Annotated in this window: 23 protein-coding genes; 6 read left to right on the forward strand and 17 right to left on the reverse strand. The window is 67.6% G+C overall.

Going from position 1 to position 22,781, the window contains the following annotated elements:
* Positions 1-28 precede the first annotated feature (28 nt).
* The 3 genes from ACFU3E_RS03405 to ACFU3E_RS03415 are packed head-to-tail and all read right to left on the reverse strand — an operon-like array spanning position 29 to position 2,984.
* Positions 29-1,336 carry a CpaF family protein gene (locus tag ACFU3E_RS03405; RefSeq protein WP_384151245.1) on the reverse strand — a complete coding sequence of 436 codons (1,308 nt, stop codon included), beginning with the start codon at positions 1,334-1,336 and terminating at the stop codon, positions 29-31.
* On the reverse strand, positions 1,333-2,223 hold the full coding sequence (locus ACFU3E_RS03410; protein ID WP_384151248.1) for a hypothetical protein: 891 nt from the start codon (positions 2,221-2,223) through the stop codon (positions 1,333-1,335). Before ACFU3E_RS03410 ends, ACFU3E_RS03405 begins: the two co-directional genes overlap by 4 nt.
* 17 nt (positions 2,224-2,240) lie before the next feature.
* Positions 2,241-2,984 (reverse strand): hypothetical protein, encoded by a 744-nt coding sequence (locus ACFU3E_RS03415; protein ID WP_384151251.1) that lies wholly within the window; start codon positions 2,982-2,984, stop codon positions 2,241-2,243.
* Between the two features lie 451 nt (positions 2,985-3,435).
* On the opposite strand from ACFU3E_RS03415, the gene ACFU3E_RS03420 reads away from it, so the two are divergent.
* The 4 genes from ACFU3E_RS03420 (at position 3,436) to ACFU3E_RS03435 (ending at position 6,742) form a co-directional block, all read left to right on the forward strand.
* Positions 3,436-4,152: a hypothetical protein gene (locus ACFU3E_RS03420; protein WP_384151254.1), complete on the forward strand. Its 717-nt coding sequence runs from the start codon at positions 3,436-3,438 to the stop codon at positions 4,150-4,152.
* A gap of 199 nt (positions 4,153-4,351) precedes the next feature.
* Entirely contained in the window at positions 4,352-4,822 is a 471-nt protein-coding gene (locus tag ACFU3E_RS03425; protein WP_384151257.1) for a hypothetical protein, read from the forward strand.
* Positions 4,823-4,997: 175 nt separating this feature from the next.
* On the forward strand, positions 4,998-5,666 hold the full coding sequence (locus tag ACFU3E_RS03430; protein ID WP_384151606.1) for a hypothetical protein: 669 nt from the start codon (positions 4,998-5,000) through the stop codon (positions 5,664-5,666).
* A complete protein-coding gene (locus ACFU3E_RS03435) occupies positions 5,657-6,742 on the forward strand; it encodes a hypothetical protein (protein WP_384151260.1) in 1,086 nt (361 codons plus the stop codon). Before ACFU3E_RS03430 ends, ACFU3E_RS03435 begins: the two co-directional genes overlap by 10 nt.
* A gap of 56 nt (positions 6,743-6,798) precedes the next feature.
* On the opposite strand, the gene ACFU3E_RS03440 is transcribed toward ACFU3E_RS03435, so the two are convergent.
* From ACFU3E_RS03440 to ACFU3E_RS03500, 13 genes are all read right to left on the reverse strand, one after another.
* Positions 6,799-7,389 (reverse strand): hypothetical protein, encoded by a 591-nt coding sequence (locus ACFU3E_RS03440; RefSeq protein WP_384151263.1) that lies wholly within the window; start codon positions 7,387-7,389, stop codon positions 6,799-6,801.
* Between the two features lie 8 nt (positions 7,390-7,397).
* Entirely contained in the window at positions 7,398-7,994 is a 597-nt protein-coding gene (locus ACFU3E_RS03445; RefSeq protein ID WP_384151265.1) for a hypothetical protein, read from the reverse strand.
* A complete protein-coding gene (locus ACFU3E_RS03450) occupies positions 7,991-9,319 on the reverse strand; it encodes a hypothetical protein (protein WP_384151268.1) in 1,329 nt (442 codons plus the stop codon). Before ACFU3E_RS03450 ends, ACFU3E_RS03445 begins: the two co-directional genes overlap by 4 nt.
* On the reverse strand, positions 9,316-10,743 hold the full coding sequence (locus ACFU3E_RS03455) for a hypothetical protein (protein WP_384151271.1): 1,428 nt from the start codon (positions 10,741-10,743) through the stop codon (positions 9,316-9,318). The genes ACFU3E_RS03450 and ACFU3E_RS03455 overlap by 4 nt, the downstream gene beginning before the upstream one ends.
* Positions 10,740-11,057: a hypothetical protein gene (locus ACFU3E_RS03460; protein WP_384151274.1), complete on the reverse strand. Its 318-nt coding sequence runs from the start codon at positions 11,055-11,057 to the stop codon at positions 10,740-10,742. Before ACFU3E_RS03460 ends, ACFU3E_RS03455 begins: the two co-directional genes overlap by 4 nt.
* A gap of 349 nt (positions 11,058-11,406) precedes the next feature.
* Entirely contained in the window at positions 11,407-12,315 is a 909-nt protein-coding gene (locus ACFU3E_RS03465; RefSeq protein WP_384151277.1) for a hypothetical protein, read from the reverse strand.
* The gene (locus ACFU3E_RS03470) at positions 12,312-12,620 is read right to left on the reverse strand and encodes a hypothetical protein (RefSeq protein ID WP_384151280.1); all 309 of its coding nucleotides are present in this window, start codon (positions 12,618-12,620) and stop codon (positions 12,312-12,314) included. Before ACFU3E_RS03470 ends, ACFU3E_RS03465 begins: the two co-directional genes overlap by 4 nt.
* Positions 12,617-13,114, reverse strand: coding sequence for a hypothetical protein (locus tag ACFU3E_RS03475; protein WP_384151283.1), 498 nt, complete (start codon positions 13,112-13,114; stop codon positions 12,617-12,619). Before ACFU3E_RS03475 ends, ACFU3E_RS03470 begins: the two co-directional genes overlap by 4 nt.
* A 41-nt stretch (positions 13,115-13,155) precedes the next feature.
* Positions 13,156-13,638: a hypothetical protein gene (locus ACFU3E_RS03480; protein WP_384151286.1), complete on the reverse strand. Its 483-nt coding sequence runs from the start codon at positions 13,636-13,638 to the stop codon at positions 13,156-13,158.
* Positions 13,639-13,730: 92 nt separating this feature from the next.
* A complete protein-coding gene (locus tag ACFU3E_RS03485; protein ID WP_384151289.1) occupies positions 13,731-14,399 on the reverse strand; it encodes a hypothetical protein in 669 nt (222 codons plus the stop codon).
* Positions 14,380-14,976, reverse strand: coding sequence for a hypothetical protein (locus tag ACFU3E_RS03490; protein WP_384151292.1), 597 nt, complete (start codon positions 14,974-14,976; stop codon positions 14,380-14,382). The genes ACFU3E_RS03485 and ACFU3E_RS03490 overlap by 20 nt, the downstream gene beginning before the upstream one ends.
* Before the next feature lie 33 nt (positions 14,977-15,009).
* Positions 15,010-16,236: a putative T7SS-secreted protein gene (locus tag ACFU3E_RS03495; protein WP_384151295.1), complete on the reverse strand. Its 1,227-nt coding sequence runs from the start codon at positions 16,234-16,236 to the stop codon at positions 15,010-15,012.
* On the reverse strand, positions 16,233-16,544 hold the full coding sequence (locus ACFU3E_RS03500; protein WP_384151298.1) for a WXG100 family type VII secretion target: 312 nt from the start codon (positions 16,542-16,544) through the stop codon (positions 16,233-16,235). Before ACFU3E_RS03500 ends, ACFU3E_RS03495 begins: the two co-directional genes overlap by 4 nt.
* Before the next feature lie 153 nt (positions 16,545-16,697).
* Between ACFU3E_RS03500 and ACFU3E_RS03505 the strand changes: the two genes are divergently transcribed.
* Positions 16,698-17,378, forward strand: a complete 681-nt coding sequence (locus tag ACFU3E_RS03505) for a hypothetical protein (protein ID WP_384151301.1) — start codon at positions 16,698-16,700, stop codon at positions 17,376-17,378.
* Between the two features lie 72 nt (positions 17,379-17,450).
* Here ACFU3E_RS03505 and ACFU3E_RS03510 read toward each other — a convergent pair whose 3' ends face one another.
* On the reverse strand, positions 17,451-17,750 hold the full coding sequence (locus ACFU3E_RS03510) for a WXG100 family type VII secretion target (protein ID WP_384151304.1): 300 nt from the start codon (positions 17,748-17,750) through the stop codon (positions 17,451-17,453).
* Between the two features lie 366 nt (positions 17,751-18,116).
* Between ACFU3E_RS03510 and ACFU3E_RS03515 the strand changes: the two genes are divergently transcribed.
* Positions 18,117-22,751, forward strand: coding sequence for an FtsK/SpoIIIE domain-containing protein (locus ACFU3E_RS03515; protein ID WP_384151307.1), 4,635 nt, complete (start codon positions 18,117-18,119; stop codon positions 22,749-22,751).
* The last annotated feature ends 30 nt before the right edge of the window (positions 22,752-22,781 follow it).

Raw genomic sequence — 22,781 nt, forward strand, 5'->3', positions numbered from 1 at the left:
TGCCGCGAGAGTCGTGTTCATCCCCGGCTCACCCCCAGGTCCCGGACGGCCGGTAGCCGTGTGCCATCAGTTCCTCCAGGCAGGCTATGGGGGCGTGCGGCACGATCCGGCCGTCGGGGGCCTCCGCGAACACCTCGCTGGACAGCACCCGTCCGTCGACGCCGTTGACCTCGCGGACGGAGGTGACCATGCGCTGGAGGCGGCCGCCGTTGCCGTAGTTGTTGCGGCGCTGGATGAAGACGACGAAGTTGACCGCGCCCGCGATCAGCATCTGGCTGGCCTCGATGGGCAGCCGTTCCGTGGCCTGCAGCGCGTAGGTGGAAATACGGTTGAAGACCTCGTGCGAGCTGTTGGCGTGGATCGTGGACAGGGAGCCGTCGTTGCCCTGCGACATCGCGTTGAGCATGGTGACGATCTCGTCGCCGAGGACCTCACCGACGATGACGCGGGAGGGGTTCATACGCAGCGAGCGTCGTACCAGCTCCGCCATCGAGATGGTGCCCTGGCCCTCGGAGTTGGGCAGGCGCTCCTCGAAGGCGACGACGTTGGGGTGCAGGTCGGGGAAGGTGTCGAGGCCCAGCTCCAGGGCCCGTTCGACGGTGATGAGGCGCTCGTGGGGCGGGATCTCGTTGGCGAGGGCGCGCAGCAGCGTGGTCTTTCCGGCGTTGGTGGCGCCGGCGATCATGATGTTCTTGCGGGCGCGGACCGCGCAGGCCATGAAGTGGGCGACCTCGGGCGACAGGGTGCCGTTGCCGACGAGGTCGGAGATGAACACCTTGCCCATGCGCGCCCGGCGGATGGACAGCGCGGGGCGCCGGGTGACGTCCATGACGGCCGACAGTCGCGAACCGTCGGGGAGGCGCAGGTCGAGCTGCGGGTTGGCGGAGTCGAAGGGACGCGAGGACAGACCCGAGTAGGCGCCCAGCACCTGGATGAGCTCGACGAGCTCCTCGTCGGTCTCGGCGACGGGGTCGCCCGTCACCTCGCGGCCGTCGGCGTACCCGATGAACACCTGGTCGCAGCCGTTGATGTCGATGTTCTCGACTTCGGGGTTGTCCAGCAGCGGCTGGAGCCGGCCGACGCCGAACAGCGCGGCGTGCACGGCGGCCGCGTACTGCTCCTCGGTCTCGGCGTCCAGCGGCGTACGGCCCGCGTTGATCTCGGCGCGGGCGTACTCCTCCAGGATCTGGGCTATGACGGCACGGGCGTACTGCCGTTCGTCCTCCGTGGACATCGGGGTGACGCCCGCGGCCTGGTCCTGCCGGCGCTGCTCGGCGATGCGGTCGCCGGCGTCCTGGCGGAACCGCTTGACCAACTGGTGGTCGACAGCGGTCATGCGCCGGCCCCCGCGTGACCCTGCATCTGGCCCGGGGTGTGCGGGGCGTGGTGGGTCTGGGGTGCCTGGTTGGCCTGGGCGGAGGCGGCCCAGGCGGCGCCGTACTGCTGGTTGAGGTCGGCGGCGACCTTGCGGGCCGAGCGGATCAGCAGCGACTTGTCGAGGCGGCCGCGCTTGCGGCCGGCCAGCTGGTCGGCGCCGGCCGGGTCGTCGGCGATGGTGCCGACCACGCGGGCGCCGGTCTGGGTGTGCACGAGCATGTCGTTGACCTGCGAGGCGAGCTTGCCGGCCGTGCCGGTGTCGGCGATCAGGACGACACCGATCATCGGGGTGGCGAGGCCGGCGGCGCCGCGGGGTCCGCCGTGCAGCTTCCCGGCGAGGGTGGTCGCGCGGTCGCGGACGCGGGCGATGGCCTCCGGCTCGGTGCGCGAGATGAGCAGCACGAGCGCGGCGTGCGGGAACAGCTCCAGGGCGGGGGTGTCGCCGCTGATGCGTCCGCAGTCGGCGATGACGTCGGCGGCGGCGTGCGGGGAGTCGGCGAGGGAGTTGAAGGCGTGCCCGAGGGTCGGCCATAGCCCCGCGAGGCCGGCGGCCTGCTCGGCCATGCCGAGCCCGACGAGGACTTCCAGTCCTCCGCTCAACGGCTGTACGTGGTCCCAGAGCTGGTCGGGCACGAGGCCGCGGCGTGCGGTCGCGGCGATGGACAGCATGCCGGTGTTGGGGTTGAGCGGTCCGCCGTGCGCGGCGGCACTGCGGTAGACGAGGTCACCGCCCGCCGGGTCCGCCTCGGCGAGCAGCACACGCCGCGGCCAGACCGCCGCGAGTGCGACGGCCGCGGTGGTGACGCCGGGGGAACCCTTGTCGGCGGCGAGAGCGATGAGCGCCATGGGGTGGGTGCCGCCTTCTAGTTGCCGGAGTTACCGGAGACGAGAACGAGTGCGACCTCGCCGTTGGAGGCGGCCTGGGCCAGGTCGGCGGCCTTGTCGCTGTCGACGGTCAGGGTGACCGCCAGGTTGGTGCTGCTGACGAGTTCGTCGCCGCCGCCCTTCGAGCCCGGGTCGTTGGTGACGCGGGCGTTGTCGACGATGACGGCGTTGCTGGACGCCGACGCCGAGGAGTCGCTGCTGTTGCTGTTGCCCGAGCCGGAGGCGGAGCCGACGCGGTAGGCCGCGACGGTGTCGCCCTGCTTGATGCCGGTCGGGTACTGGCCCGCCTTGAGGGACAGGCCCACGGTGGCCTTGCCGGCGGCCACACCCGCCTCGTCGCCGAACATCTCGCCGACCACGACGGCTCCGGCGGGGATGGCGTTGACGGCCTTCAGCTTCTGCTTCTTCAGCTGCTCCAGCTGGGTCCACTCGACGTAGTGGATGCTGTCGTCCTTGGCAACCATGACGGGGGTCGAGTTCGACTTGTTGACCGAGCCGCCCGCGGGGATCGTCTGCGTGACCTTGACGACCTCGATGCGGTCACCGGCCTGGAGCACGAGCATGGTCGCGCCGAGCGCACCGACCAGGATCAGCAGCACCGCCAGCGCGGCCAGTGCCGGTTTGCGCTCGCGAGGTGGTGTGGGAAGCCGGTCACCGACCGACGGCTGAGCCGGAGCGGCGGATCGACCGGCGCCCGCCCCCGTACGCTCTTGGATCTTCACGCAACCGCTCCCCGTACACCCAAGAAGATGTCTGTCAATTTGCCTTCAAAATCAGACACTTCACCCGCGCCGGTCCGCACGCAGAGGCGCGGGACGGGCCGGACTTACCCGCCCGACCTGGGCGAATAGTCAGCACTGGGGGTGAGCGTCAAGCCATCGCACCGTATCAGCCGCACATAAGCCCCTCAAGACGCGTCCGGCGTCGCACACCTCACCGCGCACACCGTTATCCATCTGCAACTTCAGGGCGGGACAGGGTCGTTGACGGCGGCACATGGACAGGTCATGTGCTGTGCGGAAGCGAATTCGGCACGGGTGGACGGCGGGTGGACAGGTGTCCGGCGACCGAGGCCTTCGTCACGTACCGGCCACGAGGCCCACACCATTCACGCACGTGATACCGGAGTCACCGTGCCATGATCTTCGCTTTGCCCCCTGCGAGGAGTGCCCCATGAAGCGAGCCGTGCTCGCCGTCTCCGCCCTGTCCCTGCTGTCCCTCACCGCGTGCGGCGGCAGCGCCGACTCGGACGCGGCGACCGGGAAACCCCGGCCCACCCCGGCCCGGGCGAAGCAGGTGACAGCGAACGAGCGGCTCGCGAAGCTCATGATCACGAAGGCGGAGGTGCCGGGGCTGGACGTGAAGGCCACCTCCAGGGACAAGGGAGACGACAAGTACGTCTTCGCCAAGTCCCCGGACGACGTGACGGTCGACAAGCCGGCCTGTGCCCCGTTGGCCTACGCAATGAACCAGTTGCCCCTCGGCGGGCCGCAGGGCGACCTGACCCATTATGTCCCTCAGGGCAACAAGTTCACGTACATCACGCTCACGGCGTACACGCCCGGCGAGGCCGAGTCCGCGTTCGCCGGGCTGGCCAAGAGCGTCGACTCGTGCGGAAGTGGCTTCACGGCGAAGGCGAACGGCACGACGACGTACGACTCCGTCACCGCCGAGGAGCCGGTGGCGAAGGCCGGTGACGAGACACTCGCCTTCCGCTCCACGATGCCCTTCCAGGGCATCACCCACACCATGCACGCCCAGGCCGTCCGCAAGGACGATGTCATCGCCGTCTACGTCTCCGTGGACGGCATGGCCATGGTCCAGGACAGGCCGGGCGACGCGAAGCTCCCGGCGACGGTGGTGAAGGCCCAGAACGCGAAGCTGGGCTGAAGCCACCGGCACCAGTCCTCTTCCTGCCGTTCCAGCGCCCTGCGCACCCATCCGGCCGGCGAGGCCCGCAGCCGGCTGACCTGTAGTACTCGCGAAGCCCAGCCCCCGCGTCCTCGACTCCCGCCAACTGGACCGGCTGCACGAGCGGATCCGGGACTTCAGGCGCTCCGACGGCGGCGGCCCGGTGTACGTCTCCCTCGTGCCGCAGACGCCGGAGAGCGAGTCGGCCGGCGACGCGGGACTGTTCGCCGCGGCGGTGCACGCCAAGGTGGGCGAGGACGGGGTGTACGTGGTCGCCGACCCGGACGACGGCACGATCGACGTCTACAACCACGGGCTGCGCCTGGACTCCAACCGCCTGTCCTTCGACCTGCCGGACTCCGTCACGCTCGGGGACAGCAGGGCGGACGAGGCCGACGACCACCTCCTCGGCGAACGCCTCGACACGCTGATGACCTTCCTCGACAAGGCCCCGCGCACCGACCGCCCGCAATCCGAGTCCGCCCCGGCCGCCGCCCCGAGGGCCGCGGACGAGAACACCCTCCCGCCCCTGTTCGCCACCGACTTCTGGCCCGGCCTGTTCGTGGGCGCCTTCGCGGCCCTCCATGTCACGTCGACAGCCCTGCCGGCGTGCTGCCTGGCCGCCTGCTGGCCGGGCGGTGCGCAGTGACGCAAGGCACTGCACTAGCGAATCGGGGCCCGGCAACACGACGTCACCCGGATCCGAGAGCCCTATACATCCGGCATTGCCCGTCTTCTCGCAGAAGTTCGCGCTGGTGAAACCGGAAACCTCACCGGTACCGTCAGTGCTCATACCGAACTTCTTTCTCTTACGGGGAGTCACTGTGAAGCGCCGCTCATTGCCCGTTACCGCCGCTCTGGCGACGGCAGCACTGCTGTTGACGGCCTGCGGTAGCGGGGATGACAAGTCCGGCGACAACGACAAGATCGCCGGCGCCGGTCAGGGCGCGGAGACGCCGAAGGAGTCGGCATCGCCCTCGGGAGCACCGGCAGGGGACAAGCCGGACGGCGTGGACGTGTCCCTGCCCAAGGACATGAACCTGGTCTTCGACTGGGACAAGCCGAAGGACAAGAACGAAGCGGCTGCGATGGATGATGCCGCGAACTTCCTCCGGGCCATCTACCGGGGAGTCGACAAGCGCACGACCAAGGACGCGGCCGTGACGGCCTACGCCACGGGCGATGGGTTGCACTACGCGCAGGTGCAGATCAACGAATGGATCAAGGGCGGTTGGACTGCCACCGGAACGCTGCGTCACTACGACGCCACCACGCGCTCCGCTACGAACGGCACGTCGGTGGAGGTGGCGTTCTGCGCTGACGCAGGCAAGTTCTACGGCAAGGAAATCAAGACCGAGAAGATCCTCAAGACCAAGCCCAGCATTGAGGACTTCGACTACTTCAAGATCATCATGGTCAAGTTCCCCACGGGTACGGACCTGTGGCAGGCGTCCAAGGTCTTCGTCGAGACCAAGGCGGCGAAATGCCAGTGACCGGATCACGACGCGCACTCCTCGGAAGCGCAGCTCTGACTCTGGCCCTCAGCTCCCTCGTCCTCACGGAATCCGCCTATGCGGCAAAGCCCGTGGGTTCCGGCAAGGGAGCCAACACGCAGCAGCAGGGCGGTGGCGACGGCAACGGCATCTACGCCGCCGCCCGCATCCAGTACTCCGGATCGGTCGCCAAGGGCGGCGGCACTGGCAACGTGACGTCCTCCGACGTCAACTGGACGCCGCCGCCCTGCTGGTACGCCCCCTACCTCGGCGCCAAGGACTTCAAGAAGAAGATGTCCAAGGACATCGAGCGCCAACTGAACACACCCGGCATGGGCGGGACCGCGGGTTCGGCGATCGGCGAGACGAAGCGCCACTACGAAGACGGCTACGGCTGGACCGGAACTCCCGGCTACGAGGACTACAACGTCGAGAACGACGGCAAGGGAATGTTCTGGGCCGGCGTCGAGAACCCCAACGAGCCGGACTATCTCAAGCGGACCTCGTGCACCGACCTCCCCTTCTGGGTCGAGAACGGCGACGCCCCGCCGCCCCAGTACGAAGAGGCCATCGACCCGGAAATACTCGCCGCCCTCGCCTACCAGCACATGCAGCTTCCCGACACCAAGGTCACTCTCGCCCCCGAGGCCGAAACCAAGGTGAATCTGCCCACCTGGGCCTGGCTGGACAAGGCCGTCTTCGACGAGGTCCAGGCGACGGCGGCCATCAACGTCCCCGGGTTCAACATCCAGGCCACCACCACCGCCAAACCGGTGTCCCTCACGCTGAAGCCTGGCACCGAGGACGCCGAGACCTACCCGGCCTCCGGCGAGTGCACCATCAACGCCGACGGCTCCATCGGCGAGCCCTACGCCAAGGGCAAGTCCGACGAGACCCCGCCGTGCGGGCTCAGGTACCTCCGTTCCTCCGGTGACGGCACGTACAAGCTCCAGGCCACCATCACCTGGGAAATCAACTGGACCGGCACCGGCGGCGCCGGCGGCGACCTCCCGAACGGCACCTTCGGCAACGAACAGGCTGTCACCGTCCAGGAGATCCAAGCCGTCAACAGGTGACATGGCCAACAGGCACGTATGTCCGCTGCATGGCGGACCGACGAAGGTCGAGTCCGTCAGGCAGACAACGTCTGCGCGATATTGTCGACGATCTGTTCCAGGGGCTCGTCCAGGACAGGCTCCGTCCAGGAGACCAGCAGGGTGATTGCGGCCGCCATGTTCTCCGGGCGAACCCCGTAGAAGAGGCTGTGGATCACAGGGCGGGCGCCGAGAAGCCGCTTCTTCTCACCGACGAAGTTCTGGCGGATACGTACGGCGTCGCCCAGCGGTAGGCGTATGTCACGGACATCCGGTTCGCCGAAGTCCGTGGCCTTCATGTGGTCGGTCAGCAGGGAGAGGGTCACCTCGGGGTACGTGGTGTCCGGGTGGATGGCGTCGAGTTCGAGGATGGCCGCCACCGAGTTGTGCCCGCTCAGGTACCAGCCGAACGCCCCGAGAGGTTCGCGCGTATGACTGTCGGCAGCAGCGCGCTTCAGATCCCGCGCCAGAAGGCGGGCATCGCCCGCCTGTCCGTCGCGCGCGAATCGATCGACGAGTTCGTGCGCCTGGTGCTCGGCCCAATAGTCCAGGTCCACAGAGCCCGCCAGGGGAAAGGGAACCCAGTCCTCAGAACACTCCAGTCCAAGGTTCGAGAGGTCGTCGGTCACGGGCGTGGTCACTCCGTCCAGGTCAGCGAGTCGGCTATCGCGTCGAAGAGTTCGCCCATCGCGTCGGCGATGGGCTCCAACGGAGTGGAGAAGCTGAGCAGCAGAAACGCCATGGCACCGGGGACAGGGAGGTGATACTCCACGGAGAGAGAGTTGTGCGAGCTCTCCGTGGATTCGTCATCACCCTGCGGCGTCAGCTTACGGACGCGAACGGCAGTACCTGAGCTCAGTTGCTCGATACTCACGGATTCCTCGCCGTCCCTGCCCAGCGCCTGTGCCAGGGCTTCGAGCGGCAACGCCTCCGGGTGGCGAAGTGGTGCCAAGGTGACCAGCATCGAAGCGGGGATGGTGAAGGGGCCGACTTCCTGGAGGCTGAGGTACAACTCAATGCCGCCGCTGCGAAATGCCTTGGCGGCACGTCGCCGCAGATCCTTCCGGAGCCCGTCCTTGAGGTGCGGCGCATTGTCGATCCCGTGAAACTGGCGCTCCACGAGGGCGTCGATCGACTTGTCGCGCTGTTCGATGTCCAGTGGTATCTGGAACCATCCCTCAGGGAGCAAGAGGCGGTAGTCGCCTGGAGGTGTGGTCCCCAGGGGGGTTGTCATGCGACGCTCTCCACAGATGTCTGTTCCGCGGCAGGCCGGTCGAGTCTGAGCCGACTGCGCAGTTGGTGAATGAGATACGGAGCCGCTTGCAGAAAGCCTCCGAGGGCTCCCATGAGAAGTGCAGCCATCCCGGCAGTTGGATGGGTGTCCTCAACCCGCAGGCCTTGGGTAACCGAGAAGAAGGAACCGAAGGCCATGACGGCGGTGGACGAAACGCCGGCAATGGTGCGGGGAAAGCGTGACAAGCTGCGGGCATCACGGCGGGATTCGGGCAGCAGTTGGGCGCCGAGCGTCGGCCCCTTGGGCCAGCCCACTCTTCCGCTCAGGCGGCGTTCGGTGTGCCGCATCCCGGTAGCTGAACACAGCCTGGACCAGCCGTCTTCACCGTTCTTGCCCGCGAACCACAGGCGCCACGGAAGCACGGCACGCAGCTGCTCGTCAGCGCCTCGGAGTTCGGCTCCCAGTGCCGTGCCGCCCTTGTCACGCACAAGGACCAGGGATGTCACGGCATGCGGGCCCGTCAAGGGCAACCAGAACTCCTGCCCACTGATGTCTCGCAGAACGAGGTCGTGATCCTGCACCCGCAGTTCGGTGTCCCTGCAGAACCTGACCGTTGCTCCCAGCCCACTGACCGGCGCAGGTCCGATGCGCTCCCGCACAGAAGGGCTGTATCTCCTCAGACGCAATCGAGTCCACCCACGGAGGGCCAGGCGCGTCACCGGAGCGACGAAGGCCGCTGCCGATAGCGGGAGGATGACCCAGGGAGCCGCCGCATCGAAGAGAACGATCACGGTGAACAAGGCGAACCAGACAAGTCCCGCAGCCGCACGCGTCCCCCAGTACCACAGGGGAATGGCACTTCCCGGACCGAGAGACCTGCCCCCTCCACGCCGCGTTTTCTTGGACACCAGGGGATCGTTCCGGTCTCGTACCACATGGAGAGGGATGCCCGCGGCCTTCAGCAGTGCCGCCACACCCGTGCGACTGAGCAACTGCTCGCCCTGTACGGACCGCTTCGGCAAGGCAGGGGACTCCGGCAGCCAGTCCTCCATGTCGAACCAGCCGACCAGTGCTCCCCCGTGGTCCTGTAGCTGGAGCTCGCCCCACGAGCCACGTATCGCCGGCCCCATGCGTTCCTTGTCGGCGCCGGCGGCATCGATGAAGACGGCACGAGCGATCCCGCCGTCGCCGACCGGGAAGTGGAACGTGCGCCGACGCGTCTGCAGCACGAGGTCGCCGTCGTTCAGGAACAGCCGGGACCGGTGGCAGAGTTCCAGACCGGGGCCACGCGAAGCGGCCGGTCTGAGGACGGGCTCGGGGATCATCCGGCAACCCTGCCGTACAGAGAGGTCACCGCGCCATAAGCGCCCTCAGCACCGGCGACGACTCCTGCGGCAGTGGCTCCCGCCCAGACGTTCGTCTGCCCTCCGAAGTTGCCTAGGGCACTACTGACTGCTGGCATCGTCAGCGCGTCCGGGGCGATTCCCGTAAGGTCCTTGCCCACTCTGGCCAGCTCGGGGTCGAGGGTTCCCGCTGAACGAGGAACGGCCATCCCCTTGATCCCATCCCGCCAGCCCTGCTTGGAGAATGCCTGGCTGATCGATTTCACACCATCAACGGTATCCCGATACATGGAGACGGGGCTGAAGCCCTCCTTGATGTTGCTCCAGGAAGGGAGCCTGCCCTTCGGCATGGCGGCCAGTGCCCGGGCAGATTCCTTCCCTCGGATGGCTCCCTGGGCACCCCTATTGGCGATCGCCCATGCCTTGTTCGTCTTCACTCCCGAGGCGACTGCCTGTTTGAAAAGGCTGCTGCGCGCCAGCGCCTTGCTCCCTGCGGCCACACCCTTGGCTCCTGCCAGGGCCGCCCGCCCGAGACCGAAGGTCGCGAGGCCCACAGCGTCCAGGAACACCGACTTCCAGCTCCCCTCACCACCCAGGGCGAGCACCAGGTCGGTGGCGAGCGCGACCACGCTGGCCACGAGAGCTATGGTCGTGGCAATGGCCGCGAGTGCCTGCCCGATGACGGGTATCCATCCCAACGCGAGAGCCGCCACACCCGCCCACAGTGCGATGCGCCCGGCCCACTTGGATATTTCGCCAAGCCAACTTGAGTTCTCGTGAACCCAGTTCTTGAACTTGTCCTTCCAGCCGTCCTTCAGCCCATCGCCCTCGATGACGTCGAAAATGGCGTCAGCCGCCAGTTTCGCGGCACGGTCACGGATCCCCTTGGCGGCTTCGAGCGCGTTCTTCGCAGCCGAAAGGGACGAGGACGCCTGCTCCCTGTGCCGGTTGTACTTCTTGGTGTCCGGATCGTCTTTCGGCGTGTCGTCTGGCTGGCCGTCGAGCGATCGCTGGGCAGAAGTCAGATCGTCATGGGCCGCTTCGGCGTCATGAAGGGCCTTGTCGGCCATCTGTTGGGCCCGATGCAGCTCCGAAGCGTACTCGTTGCTGCACACACCTTCCCGCACCTGCGTCCCGAGGGCCGTCGCAGCCTCGTCGTAGCGCTTGAATGCCCTGCGCAGTTTGCCGCCCGCTCCTTCGGCCGTGGCCCGGAATTCGGTAGCAGCCTTGCTCTTCCAATTCTCGACCGAAGCCAACGCCTTGATCTCACGGGCTTCCTTCTCGATGGCCTCGGCGGTCTTACGGAGTTGCCGACCGAGCCTCGCGACCTCGTACGGGTCGCCTGGTACCGGATCGCGCGTCTCATCGAGTACCGCCCAGCGGTGGGCAGCAGGACGACTCGTCATTTCTTCGCCCCCTTCCCCCCACTCCTGTCCTCCGACCGCAATACCTCGGCAAGTTCATGGTCGATCTGCTCGTACGACTCTGCTGCCGTCTTGGTGATACCGTGCAGCTTCTCCAGCTCCTCGGTGAGCCGCTTGCGGTGGATCTTCCAGTTACTACCGAACTCGTCAAAGGCGTCCAGGATTTCCTGGGATCCGATCTCATTGACACCAAGACTCTCGGCCGGATTGCCCCGATCAGCGAAAGTGTCGCGAATTCGTTTCAACGCCCTGGAACATTCCTTGATCCGATCAATGTCCGCTTGCTGATCGCTCATGTCCCCCTCCCCCACGACCTTTACGCCGACACATCGACTCTGGGATTGCAGATTATCAACGTGTCGCTGTGATCTTGCGGTTGGGGCCGGTACTCAGGGCGATGCTCCCGCTTGGAGGTTTACGGGAGCGACGGATGGGGTGATCGCCGACGGGGCGCTGACGCTGTGTGCATGGAGCAGTCTCGTGACCTCAAGCAGGTGCGGCAGGGTGCACGGTGTCGTCTGGGGATCGAGGGCACAGTTTCAAACACTCGGTCCCCGCAGCCGTGGCGCGCCGTCTTGTCGGAGCACCCGGGCGGGACGGCGAGACGACGAACTTGTCCGCCGTGTTCGCCCCCTCCACAGCGACTCAGTCGTGCGGCGCTTCTTCGACGACGGTCTCCTTGAAGCGCCACGCCCCCCGGTTGCCCACCGCCTCCGCGCGCAGGCCCACCTCCCAGGCGATCCGGGCCGCCCGGCCGTGCGTCAGGTCGGGGTATTCCTCCGGGGCGACCTTGATGTAGCCACGCCGGTCGGCGGGGTACGTCCGCAGGGCCTCGCGCAGTTTCTCCTCCTGCTCCGCCTGGGTGGAGCGGTCGCGCGCAAGAGTCTTGTACGCCTTTCGGAACCGGCCCGGCCCCTTCTGCTCGTCCCGGCGCCTCGCGGAGTCGGATCCTCGCCATGTCATCCAGCCGACGGAGCCGAGCGCAGCGAGGGCGAACGCGCCCGCTCCGAGAGCTTCACCCGTCGCGTCCGCCAGGCCCGGCGTCTGGGGACGGAGTTCGCCCTCGGGATCCTCGATCACCGTCAGCTCTTGCCCGACGTCGTAGAGGTCGGATGTCGCTCTCATCGCAGGACCTGGCACCTTGGTGCCGTCATCCCGCTCCAACGAGTAGTTGTGGTCACGGGCCTTGCGCCCCTGAGCGGGATCCCGCCATTCCTTCACGACCTTGGCCGTGACCTTCTCGCCCCGCTGCTGCAGTGTGAGGTCATCGCGGCCCATGTCGGCCACGTATACGGACATCACGGACGCGGCCACGATGAACAGCATCGCGTACGCAGTGGATTCCCCTGCCCCCAGCTTCCGAAGCAGCTCGATGAGCAGCACGCCGTGCACGATCCACAAGGGGGCCAGGGCCAAAGGCCCGGCCTCGTCCACCAGAAGGAACATCCCGGCCATCACGGCAAGCACGTAGCAGCCGATGCCGACCGCGAGCAGGGCTGGAAAGCGGGTGCGCCTCTGCCGTGCCTCGTCCGCTGTTTGCGCCATGCCGCTCATGCCGGCTTCTCCGTTCCTCCGGCCTCCAGGCCGGCGGCCTCCGGGGTGTTCTCCCCCCGCGGCTGCTCCGCCGAGACCGACTTCATGATGCCGCTGAGCACCTCCAGGTACTGGGCCCAGTGATACAGGTCCTCGGTCATGAAGACGAAGAGGACCGAAACCGGACCGGTTTTCAGCGGCACACACAACTGCACCTGCCGGATCGTGACAGGTATGGGTTCCTCCAGGCCGAAGGGCACGCCTGGGATCTGCAGGTCCTGATCGCGGATGCAGAGGGCGGCGATGCCGTACGGCAGCCGTGTCATCGCCGACGCGCCGCCCGGCTCCTCCCCTTCCCCTTCTTCCGAAGCCTCCGCACCCGTTCCCGCTCCAACGTCGCCCGCTCCGCGGCCCGAGCGCTGGCCCAGCGGTGGACGATCCAGCCCACCAGACCGGCGCTGAGGGCGTAGGCCAGCAACGCGCTTCCCGTCTCGGGGATGTAGGCACAACTCTCCGACCGGCAGTTCCTGCCGGGAAGCCCGCTGAGCAGAAGGAAGAACGGCCCGAACGCCGCCACGCAACAGATCGCCGTACCCGTGGCGTTCAGCCCCCGCGCCAGGCGGCTCCCGCCAGAGACCCCGGACGCGCACCGAAGCCAGCCGGTCACCCCGAGCGCGGTGACCACCCCAAGGCTGCCTCCGACTGCCCAGGCGCCCCCGGGCAAGTCCACCAACGCCGGTACGACCTCACGCGCGAACCGTTTCCCGAGGCCCATGACCAGCAGGATCACGCCCATACCGACGACCAGCCCGAGGATCACCCCGAGTATCCCCAGACCGCCTCTCTGGGTGCCCGCGCGTGTCACTGCACCCACCGCAGAGACCCCGCAATGGCATCGCACAGGCGCTCCATCGGTCCCGACATCCCGGTGAGCGGAGCCGAGAAGGAGAGCGTCAAGTAGCCCACCCCGCCGGGCATCAGGACGTGGACGTTCAACGTCGTGGCACCGACAACGCGGACAGCCGGCCCCGCCGTCAGCTCCACCACCGACACCTGCCGCCGTCCTGCACCGTCAGGCTCCCGCAGCTCAAGCCACGCCGCATACTTCTCCGGGTCAGCGGGGGTATCGCCCAGCGGCATCAAGGACACCAGGAGCGAGGCCGGCAGGCCACCGTCCCGTGAGGTCGTCAGGAGGAAGAACTCCATGGCACCGCGAGCCCGGCCGGCCTCAGCGGTGTTGCGCAGTGTGATCCATACGTGTTGTTTGAGCTCAGCTGAGACGGGCCGGCCTTCCGACTGGCGGTCGACGAAGGTCTTGAGCTGGGCGCGCCAGCGGTCTCGCATGAGGTCGACACGGAACCACTCGCGAGGAACCAGCAGCCTGTAGTCCCTGGGCCCCCCCACCGTCGGTGAGGTGCCGCCCAGCGCCGCCCCCTTCACCCCGGCATCACCAGCGGAGCTCCGTCGGCGTCGAAGAAGCGGACGCTCTTCACCACCCCGGCGAACATGGCGGAGAAGACGTCCCAACCTTCGACCGTCGGCGTGCCCATTTCCAGCAGTAGCACGGTCCCGTTGTTCAGGGGAATCTGGACCTGTATGAACGACGTCCAGATCGGCTCGTCCTGCCCCGACTGCGTCAGGCTGCCGTCGATGCTGGATGACCGGTTGCCGACGCATGTCACGGCCGGGCCGCAGGGCAGCTGCACTTCGCCGACCTGTCCGAGCTCCAGGTGCCGCATCGTGGTGGCGATGAAGCCCACCGGGTTGCTGCCGGCTCGCTCATCGAGGTCCAGCAGGCTGACGTTCACCGTCGCCGTGCAGCGGACACCGTCGACCTCCGTGGTGACGAAGCCCGCGTACTGCACGCCCGCCTCGATGAACTCGTCGTAGTGCGCCACACACATCGCGGCGTACTGCACCTGCACTTCCTCGTCGGCACCGGGCAGCGCCTGCTTGGCCAACTCGACCAGTTGCTCAGCCAGATCTTCCATGTCATCTGCCTCGAAAGGCAGCTCGAGGAAGCCCTCCGGCATGATCCAGCGAACCTCTATGCCGCCGCTTTCTGTGAGGCTGCGCTGGGCTTCGTCAACGGTGTCCGTGGTCATCTGCGCCTTTACTCTCGGACTGTTCGCAATCAGCCACTTCGGGACGGAATCTCGCGGCGAAGGGGTAGGGCCCGTAGTGAGGGTAGTGAGCGGGGATGTCAGCTCCTCCCCGACGAGCAACGTGGGCGATCTGCCGGTACTTCGCCGCCCGGGCCCGCAGGTTCTGCCGGACCGGATCGCCCCATTGTGAAATCGCGCTTCGCACGAAGAAGAAGATCTCAAGCGCCAGGACGGCTCCGGCGACCGCCAGGTAGGCGTTGCGGGCTGCTGCGGTCTCCCAGTACTGAGCCACGCCGCCCCAATAGGTCACGGCCCCGAAGCCGACGAGCGCCAGCGGCACTCCGTGCTTGAACCCTGCGTTGAACATGTCCTCTTCGTCGACATGACGCCGGCGCAGCAGGTCGAGCACCGCTCGGTCGTCCAGGAAGTCGAACCGAAGGTCTCGTCGAGCTTCCTCCGCGGCCCGCTTCGCCTCGGGCACGGAAGCGATCACCGAGCTCTCGACCAACGTAGCCACGTCACCTCCCCGCCGGCCGATGAACTCCCGCGGCCCGAGGTTCCGCTTGTCCTCGCTCATGGTTTCTGTCCTCCTTGAACGGATTTCCAAGCCTTAGGCCGCCAGGGCCGCATTGAACGGCTTCGGCGAAACGTTCGGAGCGGGACCGGGCGAAGGCGACGGCGCAGGTGTCGGCGTAGGTGTGGGTGTACTGGCGGCAGGCTCCTGGTAACCGGTCCTCTCGCCGTTCTCGCCGCTGAGCATCCTGTGCAGGGCGCCGCCGAGACCGGCCCCCTTGATCACTCCAGTGATCTTCCTGCCCTCTATCGCGCTGCGGCCTGCCTTGCCCAGAACCCAGTTGACGCCCTTGACGGCGATCCCGTTCATGAAGTTGTCTCCCACGCCGCGGAGTGCGGCGGAGCCTCCCACCTTGAGCTTCGCCAGTCCCTTGACACCCTTGAGCGCCTTGATCCCCTTCAGGGCGCCAAGTCCGGGGAACACTCCCAGCGCATCGGCTCCCAGCTTCATCCAGTCGACCTTCCCGCCACGCACTGTCATGTCGTATGCATGGCCGGCGAGCGCAGCCGCGCTGGTCACCACCGCAAGGGCCGCGAAGACGGGAGCCAGGAACTGAAGGGGTGGGACGAATGCGCAGATCACCGCAAGCACGGACAGGACGGCCGAGATGTTCGACAACATATCCGCCCAGTCCGCCAGCAGGTTCATGAAACCGCCCGGATCCCGGACCGCATCATGGTGCACGACGTTCCTGATATGACGGGCCGCCTTGTCCCCCGCGTCGTCGTAGATTTCCCTGGCGTCCTTCACCGCCCTGCGTGCATCGCCGATGCGATGCAGGGCCTCGTCGCGCTTCTTGACCCAGCGCTCGTGCTCTTCCTTGTCCGCGGCGGGAATGTTCTGCGCGGGATACTTTTCGGTGAACTTCTTCACCTCGTCGTCCGCGAGGTCATGGTCGGCCTTGGCCTCACGGTAGTCGGCGAGCGCCTTGTCCGCCTTCCGCTGCGCGCGGCGCATTTCGCTGGCGAACTGGTCCGAGCTGCCTTCGCGCACATCCTCCCCGATGGCCTTGGCCGCTTCGTCGTAGCGCTCGAAGGACTTCTTCAGCTTGTCCGCCGTGCCACCAGCCAGTTCATGGAAGCCCTTTCCGGCCTCACTGTCCCAACCCTCCACCGAGGCGAGCGCCTTGATGACCCGGGACTGTTCCTCGATCATGTCGGCCATCTTGCGCAACTTGCGCCCCAGTTCGGCGACTTCCTCCGGGTCACCCGGCGTCGGGTCGTCGTGCCACAGAGGCGGCCAGTCGGCGTCGGTCCTGCTCACTTCTTCCCCTTGCTCTGCGCCTTGGCATCACGTATGGCCTTGGCCAGTTCCTGGTCGATCTCGTCGTACGCCTTGGCGGCGGTACGCGTGAATTCGGCCAGCTGCTCAAGTTCCTTCATCAGTTTCTTGCGCGTCTTCTTCCAGGTGTCCCCGAATTCCCCGAAGGCATCCCTGAGCCCACCGTGGCCTACCGCCTGACCGTACTCGTCCGCAGGATTGCCGTTCCGCTCGAACTCGCCATGAATCTTTGTCAGGTCTCGTGAGCACTGTTTGATGGCGGCGAGATCCGCCTTTATGTGGTCCCCCATCAGCGATGCCTCTCTATGGCTCTACAATTTTTCTCGGTGTGCATCTGACGAGCGCGGGCGCGATTGCGGACTCCCTCACACCTCCTGACGCCCCGTACGAGATACGCTCTCGATACACCAATCCCGTTCCGCGTCGGCGAGGAGAGTCTTGACGTGACACCTACGGACAAGCAGCGCGTGGTAATGGACCGCCTGGGCATCCACGCCGAAGCCGGCGACTGGTGCTGGATCGGCAAGATCCCGCAGCCCCCTGCCGACGTACTCCAGGCCGCAGGCAACCCCCGTCTCCGCCCTGCCAGACTGCCTCCACTGAGCATGATCGGCATGGTGCTCGGTGCACCGTTCATACCTCTCCTCATACTGTTGCGCCTTCTGTCCGCTGCGGAAGAAGCCGTCAAGCGATCCCTCGACAGGAAGGAAGAGAAGGAACAGCGGCGCGCCAAGGAGGAAGAGGAAAAGCGCCGGGACGCCGCCATCGCCCAACAAGATCTCGACAACGTCTTCGACGGAAACTGGCACGGCAACGCCGGGCAGTTCCTGCTGCGTTGGTACAGCCACTCCACCCACCACGAGCGCATGCTGCTTGCGACCCGGGAGGGGATCGTCCTGGCGGCTCCGCCGCGGCGCGTCAGCGTGGGGCGGGAAAAGCGCATGCAGGTCGTCGCCCGCCTGCCTGCCTCCGAAGCAATCCTCGTCGACCCCTTCTCCGGCGAATTCGAGACGAGCATCCTGCTCATACGTTTCCGCGACGGATCCTGGCTGCGCGTCGACACGGAAGAACTCCGCAGCGATCTTCACATGTACGTGCTCCGGCAGCCCCTGCCCGGCAGCTGACGAGCCTCGGCCGGTCGGACGCCTGCCCGGCACGTTCAGCATCCGCTGCCGCACCGGGCAGGCGTCATCCGGCTACTTGCGAGCCTGCTTCGCCAGTTCCTCGTCGATCTGCTCGAACTTGTCCGCGGCCATGGTCAGGTAGTCACCCATGCCGTCCAGACCGTCCAGCGTGTCCTTCGAACCCTTCACGAACTCGTCGAAGTTCTCGTCGAAAGCCTTGGACGAGCTCTTCGTGACGTAGCCGGACTCCACGAGGTTGCTGATGTACTTGCGGAGGCCGTCGAGCTTCTCGTGAAGCTTTTCCTTCTCCTTCACGACATGCTTGGCTGCATCCCGCATGTCCTGATATGTGACATCAAGGTCCTTGGCCATGAAGCCGCTCCCTCTCACAACGCCGCAGGGCCGACCCCCGTGGCTCCCTGTTTGCGGACTCATCGGGCCGGAAGCCGAGTTACTGGTAGCAAGTGGCAACCGGTGTGATCGTCCGCTCTTGCGTCAGCAGCTTACGGGTGTGGCCTGTGGTGCCCCATAACCGCCTTGTGAACGAGCCGTCGTGAAAGCGTGTACGAGGTTGCCATCGGGAACATCGCGGCGGCTCCCCCATTGCCCCGCCGTCGTAGCGAACGGATATCGTCCCTGTACCACTGGGGCCCGCGTGACCGAAGCGATCAGCGCGGCGGCCCCAGCGACAGACACCACAGCGGCCGTACCGGCCCAGTGGCACGGGGAGGACAAGTCGTGCGCCTGACTCTGACCGTCGTCGACCCGTACGGCGGCGGCACCGCCGACGTGGTGCTCGATGCCGATCCTGAGTCCACCGTGGGGGACATCGCGCAGGAGCTGGCCAAGCAGGTGGGGCACAGCGGGGCGCAGGTCATCCCGCTCGGGCAGCACCGGCACGCGCCGGCCAACAACGCGCCCCTCGTGTACGTGGACGGGTACGCCGTCGATCCCGGAGCCACCGTCGTCGGATCGCCCCTGCGGGAGGGCGCTGTCGTCAGTCTGCAGGACCCTTCGGGGTGTCTGCCCGGTGAGCCTACCGGCCTCGTCGAGCTGCGCGTCGTCGGCGGGCCCGCCGCCGGGTTCGTGCACCGGCTCGGCGTCGGGCGTTACGACATCGGCAGCGGGGCTGCGTCGTACGTCCGGATCGACGATCCCGAGGTCGACGCCCGGGCCCTCACCCTCTCGGTCGCCACCGACGGCACCTGCCAGGTCGTCGTGCACATGGACAAGGAACACGTCACCCTCGACGGCACGTCCCTCGCGGAGAAGGAAGAGGACGAGCCGAGCGGCAGGAAGAGCGGCAGGAAGAAGGACCAGGAGAAGAAGGAAGAGAAGAAGGACGGCCCCACCGAGTGGCCCCTCGGTGCTCAGATCGCCGTCGGCAACACTCTTCTCGAACTCACCCGGTACACACCCCCGAACGCCGCCCTCAAGTGGTCCGACGACGGTGTCGGTCTCGACTACAACCGTCCTCCGCGGCTGCGTCCGCCCGAGCGGCAGACCAGCTTCCGGCTGCCGTCGTCGCCGCGCGAGTACGAGGCCCGTCCGCTGCCCTGGCTGATGGCGATGACGCCGCTGGTCGGTGCCGTCGTGTCAGTGATGATCTTCCAGCGCTGGTACTACCTCATCATGGCGGGCCTCAGCCCGATCCTGCTCTTCGCCAACTACTACAACGACAAGAAGCACGGGCGTAAGTCGCACGCCAAGCAGGTCAAGGAGTACGAGGAGCAGAAGGAGCGGATCGAGAAGGACGCCCAGGACGCGCTCGTCGCCGAGCGGAACGACCGGCGGCAGGCCATACCCGACCCGGCGACCGTGCTCGCCCTCGGAACCGGGCCCCGTACCCGCCTGTGGGAGCGGCGGCGCACCGACCGCGATCACCTTCTGATCCGTTTCGGAACCGGGCAGTTGCCCTCCGAGGTGGTGCTCGACGACCCGGAGCAGGACGACCACCGCCGCCAGGTGACGTGGAAGATCGAGGACGCGCCGGTCGCGCTGCACCTGCGCACCCTCGGTGTCGTCGGTATGGCCGGGCCCGGTGACTCCGCCCGTGCCCTCGGGCGCTGGGCCGTCGCGCAGACCGCGGCGCTGCACAGCCCGATGGACGTGCAGTTCTACGTGCTGAGCGACAACGCCGCGCAGGAGTCCTGGGACTGGGTGCGCTGGCTGCCGCACGCCCGGCCGTCCGGCGGACAGGACGTCAACGCGCTCATCGGGACCGACGCCGAGACCGTGGGCGCCCGCATCGGCGAGCTGACGCAGATCCTCGACGCGCGCAAGAAGGCCGCCGAGGAGAACAAGTCGCAGGGCAATTCGAGCTTCAGCGACCCCGACATCGTCGTCGTGTGGGACGGGTCGCGGCGGCTGCGGTCCCTTCCCGGCGTCGTACGGCTGCTGCGCGAGGGGCCGTCCGTGTCCCTGTTCGCCATCTGTCTGGACGCCGAGGAGCGGTTCCTGCCCGGCGAGTGCCAGGCGTACGTCGTGGCCGAGCCGAAGGCCGAGGAGTACCGGCCGGCCGCCCAGCAGGTGCAGCAGCCCCAGCAGGCCGCCGGGGCGTTCCCCTCCTTCCAGGCCTGGCACACCACCGCGCATCAGCCCGAACAGGCGGATCGCACCGAGCAGTTGAGGCTGCGCGTCGAGGAGGCCGGTGCGGAGCGCCTGAAGGACGTACGGCCGGACTTCGTCTCCGCCGCCTGGTGTCTGCGGCTGGCACGGTCGCTGTCGCCGCTGCGGGACATCAGCGGCGAGACCGAGGACTCGGCGCTGCCTGGCTCCAGCCGGCTGCTCGACGTGCTGCAGCTGGAGCCGCCGACGAGCGACGCGATCGTCGCCCGGTGGCGGATGGGCGGGCAGTCGACGCTGGCCGTCATCGGTGAGTCGTACGACGGGCCGTTCGGCCTCGACATCCGCAAGGACGGGCCGCACGGCCTGATCGCGGGTACGACCGGTTCGGGTAAGTCGGAGCTGCTGCAGACCATCGTGGCGGCGCTGGCGGTGGCGAACACGCCGGAGAACATGACGTTCGTGCTGGTCGACTACAAGGGCGGCGCGGCGTTCAAGGACTGTGTGCATCTGCCGCACACCGTCGGCATGGTGACCGACCTCGACGCCCACCTGGTGGAGCGGGCCCTGGAGTCGCTGGGTGCGGAGCTGCACCGGCGCGAGCACATCCTGGCCGCCGCCGACGCCAAGGACATCGAGGACTACCAGGACCTGGTGCGCCGGGATCCGTCGCACCAGCCGGTGCCGCGACTGCTCATCGTCATCGACGAGTTCGCCTCGATGGTGCGTGACCTGCCCGACTTCGTCACGGGGCTCGTGAACATCGCCCAGCGTGGCCGGTCCCTCGGCATCCACCTGCTGCTGGCGACGCAGCGGCCCTCGGGTGTCGTCTCACCCGAGATCCGCGCCAACACCAACCTCCGTATCGCGCTGCGTGTGACGGACGGCGGTGAGTCGTCGGACGTCATCGACTCGCCCGAGGCCGGGCACATCTCCAAGAACACCCCGGGTCGCGCGTACGCCCGGCTCGGGCACGCCTCCCTGGTGCCCTTCCAGTCCGGCCGCGTCGGTGGCCGCCGGCCCGGCGCGGCCGACCCTGCCCTGCTGATGCCCTGGGTGGGCCCGCTGACCTGGGAGGATCTGGGCCGGGCGGCGCTGGTCAAGCCGAAGGCGGAGTCCCGGGAGGACGAGGAGATCACCGACCTGAAGGTCCTCGTCGACACCATCCGCGATGCCAACCGCTCCCTCGGCATCCCGCCGCAGCACAGCCCGTGGCTGCCCGCCCTGGACGAGACGCTGCTGCTGGACGACGTGGAGCTGCCCGCGTTCGCCGGTGGCCCCGGCAAGCTGCCGCCGGCCCCGTACGGCATCGAGGACCTGCCCGCGAGCCAGTCGCGCCGCCCGGTCGCCGTGGACTTCTCCTCCTTCGGCCACCTCATGATCGGCGGTGCCCCGCGCAGCGGCCGTTCCCAGGTGCTGCGCACCCTCGCCGGTTCCATCGCCCGCACGCACTCCATCGCCGACGTGCACCTCTACGGCATCGACTGCGGCAACGGAGCGCTCAACGCCCTGACGCGGCTGCCGCACTGCGGTGCGGTCGTGGGCCGTAACCAGACCGAGCGGGTCGTGCGGCTGGTCAACCGGCTCAAGGGCGAGATGGGCCGCCGCCAGGACGTGCTGGCGGAGAAGGGCTTCGCGGACATCGGGGAGCAGCGGGCGTCGGTCGCCGAGGACGAGCGGCTGCCGCACATCGTGGTGCTGCTGGACCGCTGGGAGGGCTGGGTGCCCACCCTCGGCGAGATCGACCACGGGTCGCTGACCGACGAGTTGCAGGCGATGATGCGTGAGGGCGCGAGCGTCGGCATCCACCTGGTCCTGACGGGTGACCGCACCCTCCTGGTGGGCCGTATCGCGACCCTCACCGAGGACAAGTACGGTCTGCGGCTCGCCGACCGCAGCGACTTCTCGTCGCTCGGTATCCCGGCGCGCAAGGTGCCGGAGGAGATCCCGCCGGGGCGTGCGTTCCGCAACGAGTTCGGTACGGAGACGCAGTTCGCGCTGCTCGCGGAGGACACGACCGGTCAGGGTCAGGCCGCGGCGCTTGCGGCGATCGGCGAGGCGGCCGCGGCCCGGGACGCCGCCGTCCCCCGCTCGCGACGGCCCTTCCGCGTCGACAGCCTGCCCAGCCGCATCTCCTTCCCGGAGGCGTGGGAGCTGCGCGACCCGGACGCGTCCCGCTCGCGGCTGTGGGGTCTGGCCGGCATCGGCGGCGACGAGATCGTCGGCTTCGGTCCCGATCTGGCCGACGGCGTACCGGCGTTCGTCATCGCCGGCCCGGCCAAGTCGGGCCGCTCGACGGTTCTGCTGAACTTCGCCCACTCGTTCCTGGCTCAGGGCACCCGGCTGGTCATCGCGGCCCCGCGGCAGTCCCCGCTCCGTCAACTCGACGGTACGGACGGCGTGCTGAAGGTCTTCACCGGTGACGACATCGACGAGGACGAGTTCGAGGAGCTCGTCGACCAGGCATCCCTGGAGGAGCCGATCGCGGTCCTCGTCGACGACGGCGAGATCCTGGAGGACTGTGACGCCGAGAGCCAGATGAAGAAGCTGGTCTCCCGCGGCGCCGAGCGCGGCCTCGCGCTCGTCATCGCCGGTGACGAGGAGGACGTGTGCAGCGGCTTCTCGGGCTGGCAGGTCGATGCGAAGAAGGCCCGCCGGGGCATCCTGCTCTCCCCTCAGGAGTCCTCCAGCGGCGACCTCGTCGGCGTGCGCCTCAACCGCAGCATGGTCGGCGGCCAGGTCGCCCCCGGCAAGGGCATGCTCCACCTCGGCGACGGGGAGCTGCGTACGGTCGTCATCCCGGGGTGAGCCGGTGACCAGGGGCAGCCGGTCCGAAGC

The sequence above is a fragment of the Streptomyces sp. NPDC057424 genome (assembly GCF_042803315.1).
Taxonomy (GTDB): domain Bacteria; phylum Actinomycetota; class Actinomycetes; order Streptomycetales; family Streptomycetaceae; genus Streptomyces.